We start from the raw sequence: 15,320 nt of genomic DNA, 5'->3' as shown, positions 1-15,320 counted from the left end.
ACCGAGATATATGGCAGATGCCATGAAAGCAGCTTCGCAACTTTTTGCGATGCTGCTTTCGTATTCAGGGGGCGTAGCGACTCCGCCGGGAAAACCCGAACGGCTGAACCAGGCTATGCCGCGCTTTAGGCAGTTAGCTGTTCAAGATTTCGAGAACCGCCCGCCTCAGTCGATCAGCTGTAAAAGGCTTCTGCAGGATGGGGGACGACGGGTCGAATTTATCGAGCTGCGTCGCCTCCTCCCCATAACCCGAGGCCAGAACGAACGGGATCTTGCGGCCACGGAGCGCCTCGGCCACCGAATGGGAGGTTTCCTCGCCCAAGTTGACGTCCAGCAGGGCAAAGCTCGGCGTGGAGCCCGCAAGCGCGATCATCGCCTCCTCCACGCTCGACACTGTCTTGACCTCTGTGGCGCCGAGTTTGGTCAACATGTCCGCCACATCCATGGCAATGATCATGTTGTCTTCTACCACCAGCACCATACCCGGCAGAAGCGCCTCATCGCTTTGCTGTGCGTCCTCTTTCGACGACGCCTCGATATGCGTGGTGGTGCTGGGCCGCACATTCACGGGAGGAAGGGTGAAGACTCCTGTGAACCCGGTTTCGGGGTAGGAAACTTCGGCCTTGCCCTTGAGATCGAAGGGAATAGAGCGCTCCACGATTGTCGTCCCGAACCCCTGACGCTTGGGCGGAGCGACCTGCGGGCCGCCAGTGTCCGCCCATCGTATCTGAAGTGCGCCGTCCTGCAAAAACTCGAGATCGATCTGGACGGTTCCCGTCTCAACGCTCAGCGCGCCATATTTCGCGGAGTTCGTCACCAACTCGTGGATAACGAGGGCGACCGTCGTGAAGGCTCGGGGCGCGAGTTCCACGCCCGGTCCGCTTACCAAAACGCGGTCACTTCCCTTACGCAGATAAGCTTCGGTCTCGTTCCGTATGAGGTCCTGCAAAAGCGCCCAGTCTTCTCCCGTGCGGGTGATTTGGTCATGCGCGCGGGCAAGCGAATGGATGCGCGCATCAAGCACCGCGCTGTAATCCGCAACCGTGTCTGCCGCGCCCCGCCCCTGCGATACGAGACCGCGGATCAGGTTGAGAATATTGCGGGCCCGGTGGTTAAGCTCAGCAATCAGCAGTTCCTGATGAACATGAGCCTCCTGTCTGGCATCCCGCGCCTCATCGGCCAGCTTCAGCACGATCTCCATGAGCGATACGCGCAAGGTCTCCGAGAGGCGGATTTCCCTGCGGCTCCACGGACCCGATCGGCTCTTGACCACTTCCTGCCACGCGGCAAAGCTCTTGCGCGGGCTGATACGTTTGGTTCCGTTCTCGATACTGGCGGGCTTGGATGGATTACCGGCCCACAAGACAGATCGCACCAATTCCTTGCGAAAAAACACGACGTAGTCGCGCTTGGTGCGCGATACCGAAAGGGAAAGCATCCCCGCGGCCCGGTCGAGAAAGTCCAGCCCTTCGGGATACTGCGCACTGATATTCTCGGTGGCATAGACCCCGTTGCGATGCACCTCGCCCAGATGGGCGGCCAAACGGCGGAATTCCTCCTCTGTCGGAACCTCGCCCCGGCCCGCATAGGTCCCATTCACATAGATTACGACGCCGTCGAACCCGACAGCATCCGAAAGCTCCTCCGAGAGGATGTCAAGCGCGCTGGCAAGATCCTTCCGGTCGACAATCCGCTCGATCAGACGGTCATGGATGGACGCCGCCACATCTGCGGCAGCAAGCTCAAGGTCAGTCTCGATCTGCGTCAATTCGTAGTTGAAGAGTTGCACGAACAGTTCCATCGCGCTGCGCTTCTCCGCGTCGACGTGGAAAGCCTCCCTGTGGTGGCACGCCATGAGGCCCCAAAGCACGCCCCGCGAAACAATCGAAAGCGACATGGAGGCCCCGACCTCCATGTTTCGCAAATACTCCAGATGCACCGGCGCAACCGCGCGTGTGACCGCCTGTGACAAATCGAGAGGTGCGCCCTTGGCGTCGAACTGCGGCTCCACCGGATAGGTCGCGCCGTTGACATCACTGATGAGCCTCACCGGGCTACGCGCATAGAGATCCCGCGCCTGTTTGGGGATATCGCTCGCCGGATAGCGCAGGCCCAGATACGGCGGCATCTCCGCCTCTCGCGCCTCGGCGATCACAGCCCCGCTATCATCAGCCTCAAAACGGTAGACCATGACCCGATCAAGACCGGTCAGGGCCTTGAGCGCTCGGGCCGCCTCATGTGTCGCACCCTCGATCGTTTTTTTCCGCCGCACCCGTTCGATCAGTGGCTGTACCAGCGAAAGCTCGTCCCGCCCCCCGGGAGAAGCTTGCTTGGCCTCAATCTCAAGGACCGTCAGATCCCCCGAATGGTGCATGGAGATGTCAAATCTCCGCCCGTTCTCAAAAAGATCATAGCCGAAAAGCCGTGCCGCCCGGTTGCCTTGGATCAAGAGTTGCGTCTTGGAGCGCAGATCGTGAACGGACTGCGCGGTCATTGCTTCACGCAATGGCATTCCGATCAGATTGGCGAACTCCTTGCCTAGTATCTGGTCACAATTGGTGGAGGCGTGGCGTATCACCCAGTTGCGATCCACCGCGATCAGACAGCCGAATGACTGAACCCGGCCGACAAGGTGAATAGGGTCCTTCTCGCAATCGGAAGGGTCGACCACGTCGGATAGTTCATCACGTTGATGCATATGCACGCTCCATTTGACGTTCCGCACCGTCCAGCGCGTCGTGGTAGATCAAGAAAGCACGTGCGGCATCCGCTACGGTGGCATCGGCTTCGCTGCCGACCGCCGGCCGCAGAGCCATCGAACGGGCAAAGAACCGCCATCCATCGAGCCCGTCCGGAGCGGTAAAATAGGACTGGGCCGTTTGGACCTGCGGATCGACACTCGCAGCCCAAGCCTTGCGCAAGAACGTATTGCCGAGGCGGGACCCAAAGACAACATAATCAAAGGCCAGGGCCGACATCGGCGCAGGTCGTTGCTCCAGCTCTGAAGCGGTCACGCCCAAAACCCGTAGATCGCTCTGCGCCCTCGCCAAAAGGTCCTTAGCAGTCTCCAAAGCGCGCGCACCCTCCGTCACCACCCCCAAAAGAGTGGCAAGTGCCGTCGCTTGTGTCAGTAGAAATGTCGTCAGACCGTCCCGTTCCGCGAGGTCGTGGCGAAACAGGCGCTGGTCAAGCGTTTCATGGCGGTCACGCGTATCAGAACGCAGCCGCGAACGTAGATCGCCCACAGTAGTAGTATCGCTCATGTCTCTATGCGCTTCCGTGAAGGTCTGGGCGAAGACCCCGGAGGAAGCCAAACTGGTTTCGTCCGCGACAAAGGGTGCCCACCCCAGCCGCGCTATACGAAAGAGTATTTCAGTGGGTTCCTAATTTGTCCATGGCGATCCCTTTGGTGCAACAAACCTCACGCCGCAGAATTCCACTTTTGTTTTCCAAGATCGGGAACATTCCCGCCTAACTGCGCGTTCCGTATCCGGTTTTCCGACAATCCGGAGACGTCCCATTTTCAGGCCGAAGACCGCGATTCTTACTGCTCTTTTGTGTCTGCCCGGTTGCTCTGGGCGGCACTACTGGTTTTCAGGCGCCTCGGAAGAGGCCCAAAGCATTGAAACGCTGGCGTGGATTCTCTTTGCGGGGGCCGGTGTGATATGGCTGATCGTCATGGCGCTGGCGTTCTTTGCCATGCGGTCCTCTGGTCGATCCAATACCGAAAAATCGGCGCGGCGCATGATCCTCTGGGGCGGCTTTGCCTTTCCCACCGTCGTGCTCGCCGCCCTGCTCGGCACGGGGCTTCTCACCCTGAAGAGCATTGTTGCCGAGCGGAGCGATCTGACTCTGGAGGTCGAAGGGGAGCAATGGTGGTGGCGGGTCGGGTATCCCGGCGGAGTGGTAACAGCCAATGAAGTGCGGCTTCCGCGTGGCCGGACGGCGGAGATTCTCCTTACGGCAGACGATGTGATCCATTCGTTCTGGGCCCCGGCTCTGGGCGGCAAGATCGACATGATCCCGGGGCGGGAAAACCGCCTCACACTGACCCCGACGACGGTGGGGAACTGGGGTGGGTTGTGCGCAGAATACTGCGGCGGCGCTCATGCCCAGATGCGGTTCAACGTGATCGTGATGGAGCCGGACGCATTCGACGCATGGCTCGAAGACGAAGCCGCCCCGGCTCAACCCGAGAGTGGTCCGGGGCTGGAGGCCTTTCTTGGAGAAGGATGCGGTGCCTGCCACACCATCCGAGGAACCGAAGCGCAGGGCCTGGTTGGACCGGATCTCACCCATTTTGGCGCACGAACATCTCTCGGCGCGGGGATCCTGGCACTGGACCGTGACACGCTCCGGCACTGGATCACCCATACCGACACGCTCAAGCCCGGCGTGAAGATGCCCGCATATCCCGACATTCCAACCGAGGAGCTCGAGGACATGATCGACTACCTCCTGAGCCTGACATGAGCTGGACGGACGATCTCGCTCCGCCAGCTCCTTATGACAAGGCGCGCGACGAAGCCCAACGCTCCCGCCTGCTCGATGTCTGGAGAGAACCCACGGGATGGCGGCGGTTTTCGGCGGTCAACAACTCCATTGTCGGCAGGTGGTATCTCCTGACCTCCTTCGCCTTCTTTGTCTTCGCCGGGGTCCTTGCGCTTCTGATGCGCAGCCAATTGGCAGTCCCCGAAAACGATCTTCTGTCGATGGATTTCTATAATCAAGCCTTCACCATGCACGGCACGGTGATGATGTTCCTCTTTGCGGTCCCGATTTTTGAGGCCGTGGCGATCATGGTCCTGCCGGAGATCCTCGGGGCGCGGGACCTGCCCTTCCCGCGTCTTTCGGCCTTCGGATACTGGTGTTTTCTGATTGGGGGCGTCTTTGTCTGCGGATCGATCTTTTTCGATGCCGCGCCGGACGGCGGATGGTTCATGTATCCGCCGCTCTCGTCCGACCCAAAGCAAACGGGGATCGGAACCGATATCTGGCTTCTGGGGCTCAGCTTTATCGAAGTGGCCTCCATCGCGGCAGCCATCGAACTCATCATTGGCGTTTTGAAGTGCCGCCCGCCGGGGATGCGGCTCAACCTCATGCCGCTCTATTGTTGGTACGTCCTCGTGGTTGGCGGCATGATCCTTTTTGCCTTCCCGCCACTGATTGCTGGCGACCTGCTGCTTGAGATGGAACGCGCCTTTGGCTGGGTTTTCTTTGATGTGGACAAGGGCGGCGACCCCCTTCTCTGGCAACACCTTTTCTGGATCTTCGGGCATCCAGAAGTTTACATCATCTTTCTCCCCTCCATCGCCCTGATCGCGACGATCCTGCCCACCTTCGCACGCCATCCCATGGTGGGGCATTCGCTCGTCGTTCTTTCCGCCGTGGGCATCGCCTTTCTCAGTTTCGGCCTCTGGGTGCATCACATGTTCACCACGGGTCTCCCGAACATCTCGCTGAGTTTCTTTTCGGCTGCTTCCGAGGCGGTGGCCATTCCGACCGGGGTGCAGATCTTCTGTTTCCTTGCCACCCTGATGCTCGGCCGGTTCGTGCCATCGATCCCCATGCTTTTTGCGTCGGGCGCGCTTGCGATCTTCGTCTTTGGCGGGTTGACCGGGGTCATGGTCGCGCTCGTGCCCTTCGACTGGCAAGCCCATGACAGCTACTTCATCGTCGCGCACCTGCACTATACACTCATTGGCGGCATGCTCTTCCCGCTGCTTGCCGGGATCTACTATTGGTATCCCTTCGCCACGTCGAAAATGCTGTCCGACCGGCTTGGAAAATGGGCTTTCTGGCTCATGTTCGGCGGGTTCAACACGGCCTTCCTGCCGATGCATTGGACGGGGATCCTCGGCATGCCTCGGCGGGTCTGGACCTATTCACTGGAGGATGGCTGGGGCCTGCTGAACATGGTCTCCACGGCTGGGGCGTTCATCATGGCGGCGGGCTTTGCCGTACTGGCCTGGGATGTATTGCGACCCAAGGGAAAACAGCCCCTCGCCGCGCGAAATCCGTGGAACGCCGGCACCATGGAATGGTCGGGCGAGGTACCCGACATGCCATGGGGGATCCGTTCGATCCCCGTCATCTCCACCCGCTATCCTCTTTGGCAGCAAGATGGCCTGCTGGGGCAGGTCGACCGCGGCGAGTGGTTCCTTCCCGATGCAAAGGAAGGCAAACGCGAACTCATGGTGACGGATATCCTCGATGCGCGCCCAATGTTCGTGCAGCGTGTTCCCGGCCCCACCTACAAGACGCTGCTTTGTGCACTTCTGCTCGGGGGCGTGTTCATCTTCGCGACTTACCATTGGTGGGTTCCCACTGCGCTGAGCGGCATAGGGTTTGTCGCAGCGCTCATCTGGTGGCTGTGGACGGGTACGGGATTGATCCCCGAGAAGGATAGCAAGGACTGCAGTCGCGGCCTTCACCTCCCCCTCTATGCATCGGGCAGCCGTGCTGTTGGCTGGTGGGCGATGTTCATCATGATGATCGGGGATATGACAGCCTTTTTCGGTCTGGTCTTTGCCTACATGTTCTTCTGGACCGTCCACGAGAGCTTTCCACCGGTTGGGACAGTCCCACCTGACGCTCTGTATCTCTTGCTCGGATTGGCGCTCTGCCTTGGGGCGTGGGCGCTTGTGAATACGGCATGTGTCTGGAACCGCAACGGAAGGCGCGAGGCAGCACGGACGCTTCTTCTCATCGCGCCAATCGTCGGCCTTACCGGAGTTGCAGCCATGGGGTGGGCTTGTCTTGCCTCCGATCTGAACCCGACCCGGCACGCCTATGATGCGACATGCTGGGTGCTGATCCTCTGGCTTGCGGGGCATATCGCGGCGGGCGCTCTGATGCTGCCCTATTGCGCGGCGCGAAGCTGGGCCGGGCACCTGACTCCGTTTCACGACGCAGATCTGCGCAACGTCACGCTTTACTGGCACTTCATGGCCGTCACCGCGCTGATCACCTATCTGTTGCTCGGGATCTTCCCTCTCGTTTCAGGGGGTACAGCGTGAAGTATCCCCGACTGATCAGTGAAGGTTCCGTCTGGATCGTCGCCACGATCCCGTCGATCTGGGCGGGGCATTTCCTGCTCTGCTACTGGGTCGCGGCGGTCTGGTGCGCAAAGTTCTCCGGGACGGTGCCCGCGTCGCTGACCACCCCCCGGTGGATCATCGCGGCACTGACGGCACTATCATTGGGCGCAATCGCTTTTCTCGCCTACCGCGCTCTTCACAGCTATGGAGGCACGTTCTCCGTCGAGAATGAGATCAACCAGAACACCTCGCATGACCGGAAACGTTTCCTCGGCCATGTTTCCCTTTTGCTCGCCGCGTTGAGCGCCATCGCAATCTGCTTCACCGCCGCCCCTGCACTGGTATTCGCAAGATGCTGGTAGCCAGTCGGACAGCCGGGGCATTGCTTCTTGCCATTCTGTGGCTTGGCCCCCTGCCGGAGCTCGCAGCCGGTTCCATCATCCTGCACATGGTCCTGCATCTGGGGATCGTCGCCGTGGTTCCCGCACTTCTTGCGCCGCGCCTGCGGTGGGGCGCAGGGCCGGTCTGGCTGGCCCTCGCCGTCGTTGCCGAAATGCTCGTTGTCTGGGGCTGGCACCCACCGTCCGCACATCTCTGGGCGCGGCTTTCCAACTTGGGTCTTGTGCTGGAGCAAGGCAGTTTCCTTGCCGTAGGCCTGCTTCTGTGGGCCGTGGTCAATTCGGCGGGACGACTGGGGGGGGCTGTCGTGCTTCTGGGGACGGTCATGCACATGACCCTTTTGGGCGCCCTCATCGGCCTTTCTCCGCGGGAGCTATATGGCGACATCTGCGCAGGGTATTTCGGGTTGGACGCACTTGCAGAGCAGCAGATTGCCGGAGCGCTCATGGCCGGGGCCGGCGGCGCGCTCTATCTCGGTTTCGCCTTGGCGCGACTGGCCCCCGCGCTTCGACTTCAGGAGGAGGCCACGCCATGAAGATCCGCATCACACCTCGCAGGCTTGCCGTTGGCGCAGGGATTGCCCTGTTGGGCGGTGCGGCATTCTTCTTTCTGGCGCCCTACAATATCGCCGCATCCGTGCCGCACTTCTCGCCCGTTCGCTGGGCTTTGCATGGCTACATGCAAAACGCGGTTGCGATCCGATCTCTCACGCTGGCGCCGCCCTCTTACATGGACCCCGCAGATCCGGCGCTGCAACGGCTCGGCGCGGGCCACTACGCCACAGGATGCGCATCCTGCCACGGGGCACCCGGTCTGCCGCGAAGCCCCATTGTCAAGGGAATGCGCCCTGCGCCGCCACCGCTGAACGATGCCGACTTCGAGACCGAAGAATACTATTGGTTGGTCCGTCACGGGTTGAAATACACCGGGATGCCTGAATGGTCGGGCGCTCATCGCCCCGATGAGCCTTGGGCCGTTGCCGCGTTCATGTCGGTCTATCAGGACGTCTCCGAAGAAGACTACCGCGAGATGGCGTTTGGTCCTTCGGCCCAAGACGGGGGCCGAGCCGCCGTGAGCTTCGGCGCGCTGAGCGGGGATCTGAGCCTGCAGGAAAGCTGCAATCGTTGCCACGGGACAGATGGACTGGGCCGGGATGGAATGGCGCCAAAGCTTGCCGGCCAAAGTGCAACCTATCTCGCAGATGCCTTGCGTGCCTATCGCGCCGATATTCGGCAAAGCGGATTCATGGAGCCGCTCGCGGCATCGCTTACCGACAAGCAGATCTCCGAGCTTGCCAGCCACTACGCAGGCTTGGACGGAACATGGCGGGGTCAGACTCTCAACGACGGCGATGCCGCGCGCGGTGAGGAACTTGCCCGTCGCGGCGATGAGGATGATGATATCCCCTCCTGCCTGTCCTGTCATGACAATGAGCGGCGCCCGGACACGCCGAGGATCACAGGTCAGGACGCCAGGTGGATCACCATCTGGCTGCGCCTCTGGCGCGAGGAACCGGTTACCTCCTCCCCCGGAGCAAACCGAATGCATGCTGCGGCGCGCCCCCTCGAGGATGAGGATATTGCCGATCTTGCGGCGTTTTTCGCAGGTGCAGAGAAACCCTGAAGACCTTGGAACAAGGCACTGGTCGGGACGTTGGTAGGGCACACTTCAAATGAAGGAGAAACGCAATGCCAAGCATTACCGAAGCAAAGATCCTCATCCTGTCGACAAACGGTTTCGAGCAGTCGGAACTTGAGTACCCCCGCGACGAACTGGCCAAGAAAGGCGCAACGGTTACGCTCGCCACGCCCGATGGCAACGACATCAAGGGCTGGGATACCGACGACTGGGGCAGCAGTGTTACCGCGGATGCCAAGATCTCCGATGTGAACGCTGACGACTTCACCGCGCTGGTGCTTCCGGGCGGTCAGATCAACCCCGACATCCTGCGCACGTTGCCCGAGGTAATCGACCTTATCAAAGCGTTCCACAACTCCGGCAAGACCATCGCCGCCGTGTGCCACGCGCCATGGCTCCTCGTCGAAGCGGGGATCATCAAAGGCCGCGATGCGACGTCTTATTCGTCCATCCGCACCGACCTGATCAACGCCGGCGCGAACTGGCAGGATAGCGAAGTGGTCGCCGACAATGGCATCGTGACCAGCCGCAACCCGGACGACCTTCCGGCTTTCGTTGCCAAGATCGTCGAAGAGATCGAAGAAGGCCGTCACGACCGTCAGGCCGCCTGATCGAAGGAACGGCGTTCAGGTCGTTCCATCCCCCAAAAGGCCGGGCCTTAGGGCCCAGAGCCTGCGATCTGAATGCCAGCACGCCCCGCTCTTCCCCTGAGCGGGGCGTGCTTTTTTGAGGGGGATGGATTGGTCAGTGGTAATTGGATGGCTCAGTCGAGCGCGTCAGACTGCACACCCTGATAGTGCTCTGCATCCTCGTGAATATGCACCGATGCATCCTCATATCGCCCCGCGGAGGTCACATCGAGATTGGTCAGCCCCCAGAAGGTCGCGCCAGCGACCACAGCGGCGAAACCAAAGCCTGCCAGAAATGAGGTCATCGCGCAGTCTCCTCTTTCTCGATGTCCTTCAGCCAAAGTTCGTGGTGCTCCTTGGCCCAGTTGCGATCCACACGGCCAGACCACATCGCATCAATCGCGCCCTGCATTCCCACCGTGCCGATGTAGATATGGCCAATGAAAATGGCGATGAGGAACGTAGCAACAGTGGCGTGGCCCAACATGACCCATGCCTGCGCTTCGAGCCCGAGAAAGAAGAAGGGGAACATCAGCATGACCCCAGTGCCTACCATGAGAATGCCGCCCAGCATCGCCGACCAGAAGATGAGTTTCTGACCTGCGTTGAACTTTTTCGCCGGCGGGTTTGGCCCTTCGTCAGAAAAGAGCCCGCCGCCATTCTTGAGCCAAATCCAATCAAGACGATCCGGTATGTTACGCCCGACCCACATGATCCCCATTATCAGAATTCCAAACGCGAAGGGCGGGAAACAAACGGCATGGCCCCAAGTGGCGATCCAGCCCGCTTGCCCCAGCAAGTCACCGCCAAAGGGCAAAATAAGCGTTTCGCCATAGGCAATGACGATACCCGTGAGAGCCAACCCGATAAAGCTCGTCGCCGTCATCCAATGGGTCGCGCGTTCCAGAAAACCGAACCGTTTGACCTTGGTTCGGGCACGCCCCTCCGCGATGGGCACCCGCCCACGGATGGCGAGCAATAGCGCAAGCAAAAAAGCGAAGCCCAGGATCACGAGCGCGCCAAGATGGGTAATGAAGTCGGCCATGCCCAGCCGCCAGTCGCGCCCCTCCGGACGCTCAAAAAGCGCCGCGTTGACGTAGGGCAACGAAGAGAGCCCCTCGGTGCGTTGACCGGGACGTAGCATCCGGAGCATTTCCGCGTCGCCCGTCATCCATGCTTCGGGAAGGGCTTTGGAATAGCCGTCAATTGGCTCCTCCACGAGGGTTTGCCCGGCCTGAGCTGCAAATCCCGGCTCTTCGGGAGAGGGGCCTGTCTTGAACCGTTCATCCAGCAGGCGGGTACGCGCGACAAGAATATCGTCGGCCAGAACGGCATTCTCCCCCGATCCTTCGCCGTCATTCACCGCTGTCCAGCTGGTCTCCGGCACGGTCATGGCGTCGCCGTCGAAAATCTCATAGGTCTGCCAGAGGAGGGCTGCGAAAAGAAGCGCCGCCGCGATGGCACCTCCGATGCGATAGGCCGTAAAGTCCCGGCCACGGACAATGACGTCGCTCATGATTTCTCATCCGGATAATATGCGGTTTTCCAGCCCCAGGCACCCGAGCCGTATCCGCGGTGAATGACCCTTTCGCGATAAATCTCGCCCACCACATCGCCATCACCGGCAAGCAGAGCTCGGGTCGAACAGACCTCTGCACAGATGGGAAGCTTGCCTTCCGCGATCCGGTTGCGGCCATATTTCTTGAACTCGGCCTCTGACCCGTTCTCTTCCGGGCCGCCCGCGCAATAGGTGCATTTGTCCATCTTGCCGCGTGAGCCCATGAGTGTGGCTTCGGGGAACTGCGGCGCGCCAAAGGGGCAGGCGTAAAAGCAATAGCCGCAACCAATACAGTTGTCCTTGTCGTGCAGAACAATGCCAAGATCGGTCTGATACAGGGTCGAGGTCGGACAAACGGCGACGCAAGGCGCGTCCGTGCAGTGCATGCAGGAAACCGCCACGGATCGTTCGTCCGTTTCCCCGTCATTGATGGTCACCACGCGCCTGCGCACCATCCCCCATGGAACCTCGTGCTCATTCTTGCACACGGTCGCGCAGGCGTTGCATTCGATGCACCGGTCCGCATCACAGAGAAACTTAAGCCGCGCCATTCTCGCCTCCTATTTCCCCGTCTGCCGTAATTCGACAGAGCGTGGCTTTGGTTTCCTGCATCTGGGTCACCGCGTCATAGCCGTAGGTCTGGATGGTGTTGACGGACTCGCCCGTCACATAGGGCACCGTGCCTTGGGGGTATCGCCCGCTCAGATCCTGACCCATCCAGACACCTGCGAAATGGAACGGCAGAAAGACTGTTCCCTCGCCTACCCGCCGGGTGACAAGCGCCTTCACGCGGATCTTGCCGTTTGGCGTATGAACCCAACAAAACTCTCCCGAGCCAACGTTCGCACGCCCCGCATCGGCCGGGTTCAATTCCACAAACATCTGTTGTTGGAATTCGGCCAGCCACTTGTTCGAGCGCGTCTCGTCTCCGCCGCCTTCGAATTCAACAAGACGTCCCGACGTCATCGTCAGCGGGAAATCCTTGGCATAGTCCACCTGCTGGATCGATTTGTAGAGAACGGGCAGGCGCCACAGGCGGCGATCCTCGTATGTTTCATAGTCGGGCAACAGATCGCGCCGCGCGGTGAAAAGCGGCTCCCGGTGGCGTGGCACCTCGTCCGGGAAGGTCCAGACTGCACAACGCGCCTTGCCATTCCCATAAGGTGCCAGACCATGGGCGATGGCGACCCGCTGCAACCCCCCGGATAGATCCGTCTTCCAGTTGACGCGCCGGATACGCTCCGCGAGGGACAGGGACTCTCCCTCGCCCGGCTCCGGCTGATTGGAGAGGTAGGCGGAAATCGCCTCCAGCGCATTGTCCGTAAACTCCGGGAAACGCTCGGTAACAGGCTCATCGTCCGCAGCAAGCGCACCTGCGTCACCGCCGCCCCAACTCTCGCTGATGACGTTGTCGTCTTGTTGTTCCTCTTCGGCAGCCTTCTCAATGGCACGAATGGCGGCGGAGGCCTCGGTCTCGCTGAGACTCAGCATGTCGTGGCGGTAGCGGTCCGCCGCGATCGCCGTGATGATGAGCCGCTCCTTCGCGGTCAACTCACCAGCCCAACCCATTGCTTCGAGCACGCCCATGCTGATCTCAGGATATCCGTCCCGGATCGCTGAGCCCTTGGTAAAGCTGTCTTCGGCAAGAAGCGTTTCGCCGTCATGTTCGACCCCCCAGCGCGCGCGGAATGGCAGGCCACCTTGCGCCACGGGTTTCGATGTATCGTAGAGCAGCGGCGTGCCGGGATGGCGTAACTGTGGATCGCCCCATGATGGCCACGGAAGGCAGTAGTATTGCCCCTCCACATCGCCGCCTTTGCCGAGCAGCGTTATGGAATCGAAGGACGCCTGATTATTCATATGCGCTTTGAGGCGCTCTGGGCTTTGCCCGGTATAACCGATGGTCCACGTACCCCGGTTGATCTCTCTCAAGACGTCTTCGGGGGCCGGCTGATTGGAGCTGATCGCGGTATGCTTGAACATCTCCTCCGCAAATCCGAACTCTCGGGCCATTAGATACAGGATTTCATAGTCCGATTTCGCCTCAAAGATCGGATCCACGACCTTTTCCCGCCACTGCAACGAACGGCTTGAGTTGGTAACAGACCCGGCGCATTCCATCGTGGTTCCGGACGGCAGGAGATAAAGCCCGTCCGTCCGTTCGTTTTCGATGGCCGTTTGGGTTGGGTGCGGATCGACGATCACCACCATCTCGGCGGCTTCCAGCGCCTGTTTGCGTTCGATCCCACGTGTCTGGCTGTTGGAGGCATGCCCCCAAAAGACAAGGCCCTTGAAGTTGTGCGGCTGGTCGACGTTCTGTTCATCCTCCAGCACCGCATCCATCCAACGGCTGACCGGGATGCCTTCTTTCTCCATCAGATCCTTGCTGGAGAAGCGCCCCCGCAGATAGTCATAAGGTACGTCCCAAACGCGCGCCCAATGCTTCCAGGCATCTTCCGACAGGCCGTAGTATGCAGGCAGTGAATCGCAGGCGACCCCGAGATCCGTCGCCCCCTGCACATTGTCGTGCCCGCGAAAGATGTTCGCCCCGCCGCCCGTCTTTCCGATATTTCCCAAGATAAGCTGCAGGATCGAAGCCGCACGTGTCTTGTTGTTACCTATGGTTGATTGGGTCAGCCCCATGCACCAGATCAACGTACCGGGCCGGTTCTCAGCCAGAGTGCGCGCGATCCGCTCCATCTGTTCGGGCGGGATTCCCGTTACCCGTTCCACTTCATCGGTGGTCCAATGGTCGATTTCACTCCGGATCTTGTCAAAGCCCCAGACACGCTGATCGAGGTATTCGCGATCCTCCCACCCGTTCTCGAGGATGATCCGAGCCAAACCCCAGAGAAAGCCGACGTCGGTGCCGGGCCTGATGCGCACGTATTCATCGGCATGGGCCGCCGTGCGCGTAAAGCGTGGGTCGACCACTACCATCTTCGCGCCGTTTTCCTTGCCATTGAGGACATGCAGCATGGACACGGGATGCGCCTCGGCCGGGTTGCCGCCGATGATGATGATGGATTTTGCGTTCCTGATGTCGTTGAAGGTGTTGGTCATGGCGCCATAACCATAGGTATTGGCCACGCCTGCGACGGTGGTCGAATGGCAAATGCGCGCCTGATGGTCGACGTTGTTCGTGCCCCAAAAGGCTGCGAATTTCCGGAAGAGATATGACATCTCATTCGAGAATTTCGCCGATCCCAGCCAGAAGACGCTTTCGGGGCCATAAGTTTCGCGGATCCGCCCGAAGCCCTCGCCGATTTCGGAAATCGCCTGCTCCCAAGAGATGCGGACCCACTCTCCGCCTTCCTTCTTCATCGGGTACTTCAGCCGCCGCTCGCCGATGGCAACTTCGCGTGCGGCTGCCCCCTTGGCGCAGTGCGTGCCCTGATTGATGGGGCTTTCGAAAACCGGCTCCTGCCCGACCCAAACACCGTTCTCGACTTCGCCCCAGATCGAACAGCCAACCGAACAGAAGGGGCAGATCGTCTTGTGGCGCGTGATCCCCGGGGCCACCGTGGGCTGAGCCTGCGCCAGACGTCCCGCTCCTACGCTGCCAATCGCCCCAAGGGATAGTCCGGCAAGGCCGCTGTTACGAAGAAAGCTACGTCTGTCGATCCCCTGATCGCCCTGAGCCGAAGCGATTACATTGCGACGAGATGAGGCTGCGCGGGCGGATCGACGTTTCAGCATGCGTGGCTCCTGAATTGACTAGGCTTAGCTGCGGGCGAGACGGTAGAACGTCTTGACGTGTTCGGTTTCCCTGAACTCCGTCTTTGTAGGATCCTTGACTTCAGCCCCGTCGGCGGGGACCTCCGTTCCTGCGGCAGCAGCGGTGCCAGCCGCAACGGCGGGTCCAGCGAGCAGGAGCGCGCGGCGCGAAAGCTTGGGATCATCCGATTTAGGGGGCATGGTCTTCTCCTGCAGGTGAGAAGGCAAAAGCGGCCTTTTCATTGAAACGCAGCGCCCGTTCCAATGTTCCAACTTTTTGTAATGAATTCCGTGACCCCGGCAGGGAACCAATCTCGGCCAGCGGGGTTCAGTTCTGAT

The 15,320-nt window shown here is 60.4% G+C and carries 13 protein-coding genes; 6 read left to right on the top strand and 7 right to left on the bottom strand.

Annotation, left to right across the window (positions count from 1 at the left end; translation table 11 throughout):
- Window positions 1–133: 133 nt before the first annotated feature.
- Window positions 134–2,698, bottom strand: a complete 2,565-nt coding sequence (locus BM234_RS14450) for an HWE histidine kinase domain-containing protein (protein ID WP_092066232.1) — start codon at window positions 2,696–2,698, stop codon at window positions 134–136.
- Complete coding sequence (locus BM234_RS14445; RefSeq protein WP_139226810.1) at window positions 2,685–3,263, bottom strand: heme oxygenase-like domain-containing protein; 579 nt, start codon at window positions 3,261–3,263, stop codon at window positions 2,685–2,687. Before BM234_RS14445 ends, BM234_RS14450 begins: the two co-directional genes overlap by 14 nt.
- 292 nt (window positions 3,264–3,555) lie before the next feature.
- Here BM234_RS14445 and coxB point away from each other — a divergent pair, with 292 nt between their 5' ends.
- From coxB to BM234_RS14415, 6 genes are all read left to right on the top strand, one after another.
- A complete protein-coding gene (gene coxB, locus BM234_RS14440; protein WP_092066228.1) occupies window positions 3,556–4,473 on the top strand; it encodes a cytochrome c oxidase subunit II in 918 nt (305 codons plus the stop codon).
- On the top strand, window positions 4,470–7,019 hold the full coding sequence (ctaD, locus tag BM234_RS14435) for a cytochrome c oxidase subunit I (protein ID WP_092066226.1): 2,550 nt from the start codon (window positions 4,470–4,472) through the stop codon (window positions 7,017–7,019). The genes coxB and ctaD overlap by 4 nt, the downstream gene beginning before the upstream one ends.
- The gene (locus BM234_RS14430; RefSeq protein ID WP_245752666.1) at window positions 7,016–7,402 is read left to right on the top strand and encodes a hypothetical protein; all 387 of its coding nucleotides are present in this window, start codon (window positions 7,016–7,018) and stop codon (window positions 7,400–7,402) included. The genes ctaD and BM234_RS14430 overlap by 4 nt, the downstream gene beginning before the upstream one ends.
- Complete coding sequence (locus BM234_RS14425; RefSeq protein WP_092066224.1) at window positions 7,393–7,974, top strand: cytochrome c oxidase assembly protein; 582 nt, start codon at window positions 7,393–7,395, stop codon at window positions 7,972–7,974. The genes BM234_RS14430 and BM234_RS14425 overlap by 10 nt, the downstream gene beginning before the upstream one ends.
- On the top strand, window positions 7,971–9,062 hold the full coding sequence (locus tag BM234_RS14420; RefSeq protein WP_092066222.1) for a c-type cytochrome: 1,092 nt from the start codon (window positions 7,971–7,973) through the stop codon (window positions 9,060–9,062). The genes BM234_RS14425 and BM234_RS14420 overlap by 4 nt, the downstream gene beginning before the upstream one ends.
- A gap of 65 nt (window positions 9,063–9,127) precedes the next feature.
- Window positions 9,128–9,688: a type 1 glutamine amidotransferase domain-containing protein gene (locus BM234_RS14415; RefSeq protein ID WP_092066220.1), complete on the top strand. Its 561-nt coding sequence runs from the start codon at window positions 9,128–9,130 to the stop codon at window positions 9,686–9,688.
- A 152-nt stretch (window positions 9,689–9,840) separates the two neighbouring features.
- Here the strand turns inward: BM234_RS14415 and BM234_RS17510 are convergent, their stop codons facing one another.
- Genes BM234_RS17510 through BM234_RS14395 form a run of 5 tightly spaced genes read right to left on the bottom strand, consistent with a single transcriptional unit; the run spans window position 9,841 to window position 15,182 of the window.
- Window positions 9,841–10,011 (bottom strand): hypothetical protein, encoded by a 171-nt coding sequence (locus BM234_RS17510; RefSeq protein WP_175501282.1) that lies wholly within the window; start codon window positions 10,009–10,011, stop codon window positions 9,841–9,843.
- Window positions 10,008–11,222, bottom strand: a complete 1,215-nt coding sequence (locus tag BM234_RS14410) for a formate dehydrogenase subunit gamma (RefSeq protein ID WP_092066218.1) — start codon at window positions 11,220–11,222, stop codon at window positions 10,008–10,010. Before BM234_RS14410 ends, BM234_RS17510 begins: the two co-directional genes overlap by 4 nt.
- Entirely contained in the window at window positions 11,219–11,815 is a 597-nt protein-coding gene (gene fdh3B / locus BM234_RS14405) for a formate dehydrogenase FDH3 subunit beta (protein ID WP_092066216.1), read from the bottom strand. The genes BM234_RS14410 and fdh3B overlap by 4 nt, the downstream gene beginning before the upstream one ends.
- Window positions 11,802–14,963, bottom strand: coding sequence for a formate dehydrogenase subunit alpha (locus BM234_RS14400; RefSeq protein WP_092066214.1), 3,162 nt, complete (start codon window positions 14,961–14,963; stop codon window positions 11,802–11,804). Before BM234_RS14400 ends, fdh3B begins: the two co-directional genes overlap by 14 nt.
- 24 nt (window positions 14,964–14,987) lie before the next feature.
- Window positions 14,988–15,182, bottom strand: coding sequence for a hypothetical protein (locus BM234_RS14395; RefSeq protein WP_092066212.1), 195 nt, complete (start codon window positions 15,180–15,182; stop codon window positions 14,988–14,990).
- Window positions 15,183–15,320: the final 138 nt, after the last annotated feature.

The organism is Poseidonocella pacifica (assembly GCF_900111875.1).
In the GTDB taxonomy this organism is placed as follows: Bacteria; Pseudomonadota; Alphaproteobacteria; order Rhodobacterales; family Rhodobacteraceae; genus Poseidonocella; species Poseidonocella pacifica.
The sequence above is the reverse complement of the archived record's forward strand: the minus strand, read 5'-3'. Positions and strand labels throughout refer to the sequence as shown.

Coding starts and splice junctions, on each gene's coding strand:
- BM234_RS14450 (WP_092066232.1), bottom strand. CDS start 2,698: ATGCATCAACGTGATGAACTATCCGACGTGGTCGACCCTTCCGATTGC.
- BM234_RS14445 (WP_139226810.1), bottom strand. CDS start 3,263: ATGAGCGATACTACTACTGTGGGCGATCTACGTTCGCGGCTGCGTTCT.
- ctaD (WP_092066226.1), top strand. CDS start 4,470: ATGAGCTGGACGGACGATCTCGCTCCGCCAGCTCCTTATGACAAGGCG.
- BM234_RS14425 (WP_092066224.1), top strand. CDS start 7,393: ATGCTGGTAGCCAGTCGGACAGCCGGGGCATTGCTTCTTGCCATTCTG.
- BM234_RS14420 (WP_092066222.1), top strand. CDS start 7,971: ATGAAGATCCGCATCACACCTCGCAGGCTTGCCGTTGGCGCAGGGATT.
- BM234_RS14415 (WP_092066220.1), top strand. CDS start 9,128: ATGCCAAGCATTACCGAAGCAAAGATCCTCATCCTGTCGACAAACGGT.
- BM234_RS17510 (WP_175501282.1), bottom strand. CDS start 10,011: ATGACCTCATTTCTGGCAGGCTTTGGTTTCGCCGCTGTGGTCGCTGGC.
- BM234_RS14410 (WP_092066218.1), bottom strand. CDS start 11,222: ATGAGCGACGTCATTGTCCGTGGCCGGGACTTTACGGCCTATCGCATC.
- fdh3B (WP_092066216.1), bottom strand. CDS start 11,815: ATGGCGCGGCTTAAGTTTCTCTGTGATGCGGACCGGTGCATCGAATGC.
- BM234_RS14400 (WP_092066214.1), bottom strand. CDS start 14,963: ATGCTGAAACGTCGATCCGCCCGCGCAGCCTCATCTCGTCGCAATGTA.
- BM234_RS14395 (WP_092066212.1), bottom strand. CDS start 15,182: ATGCCCCCTAAATCGGATGATCCCAAGCTTTCGCGCCGCGCGCTCCTG.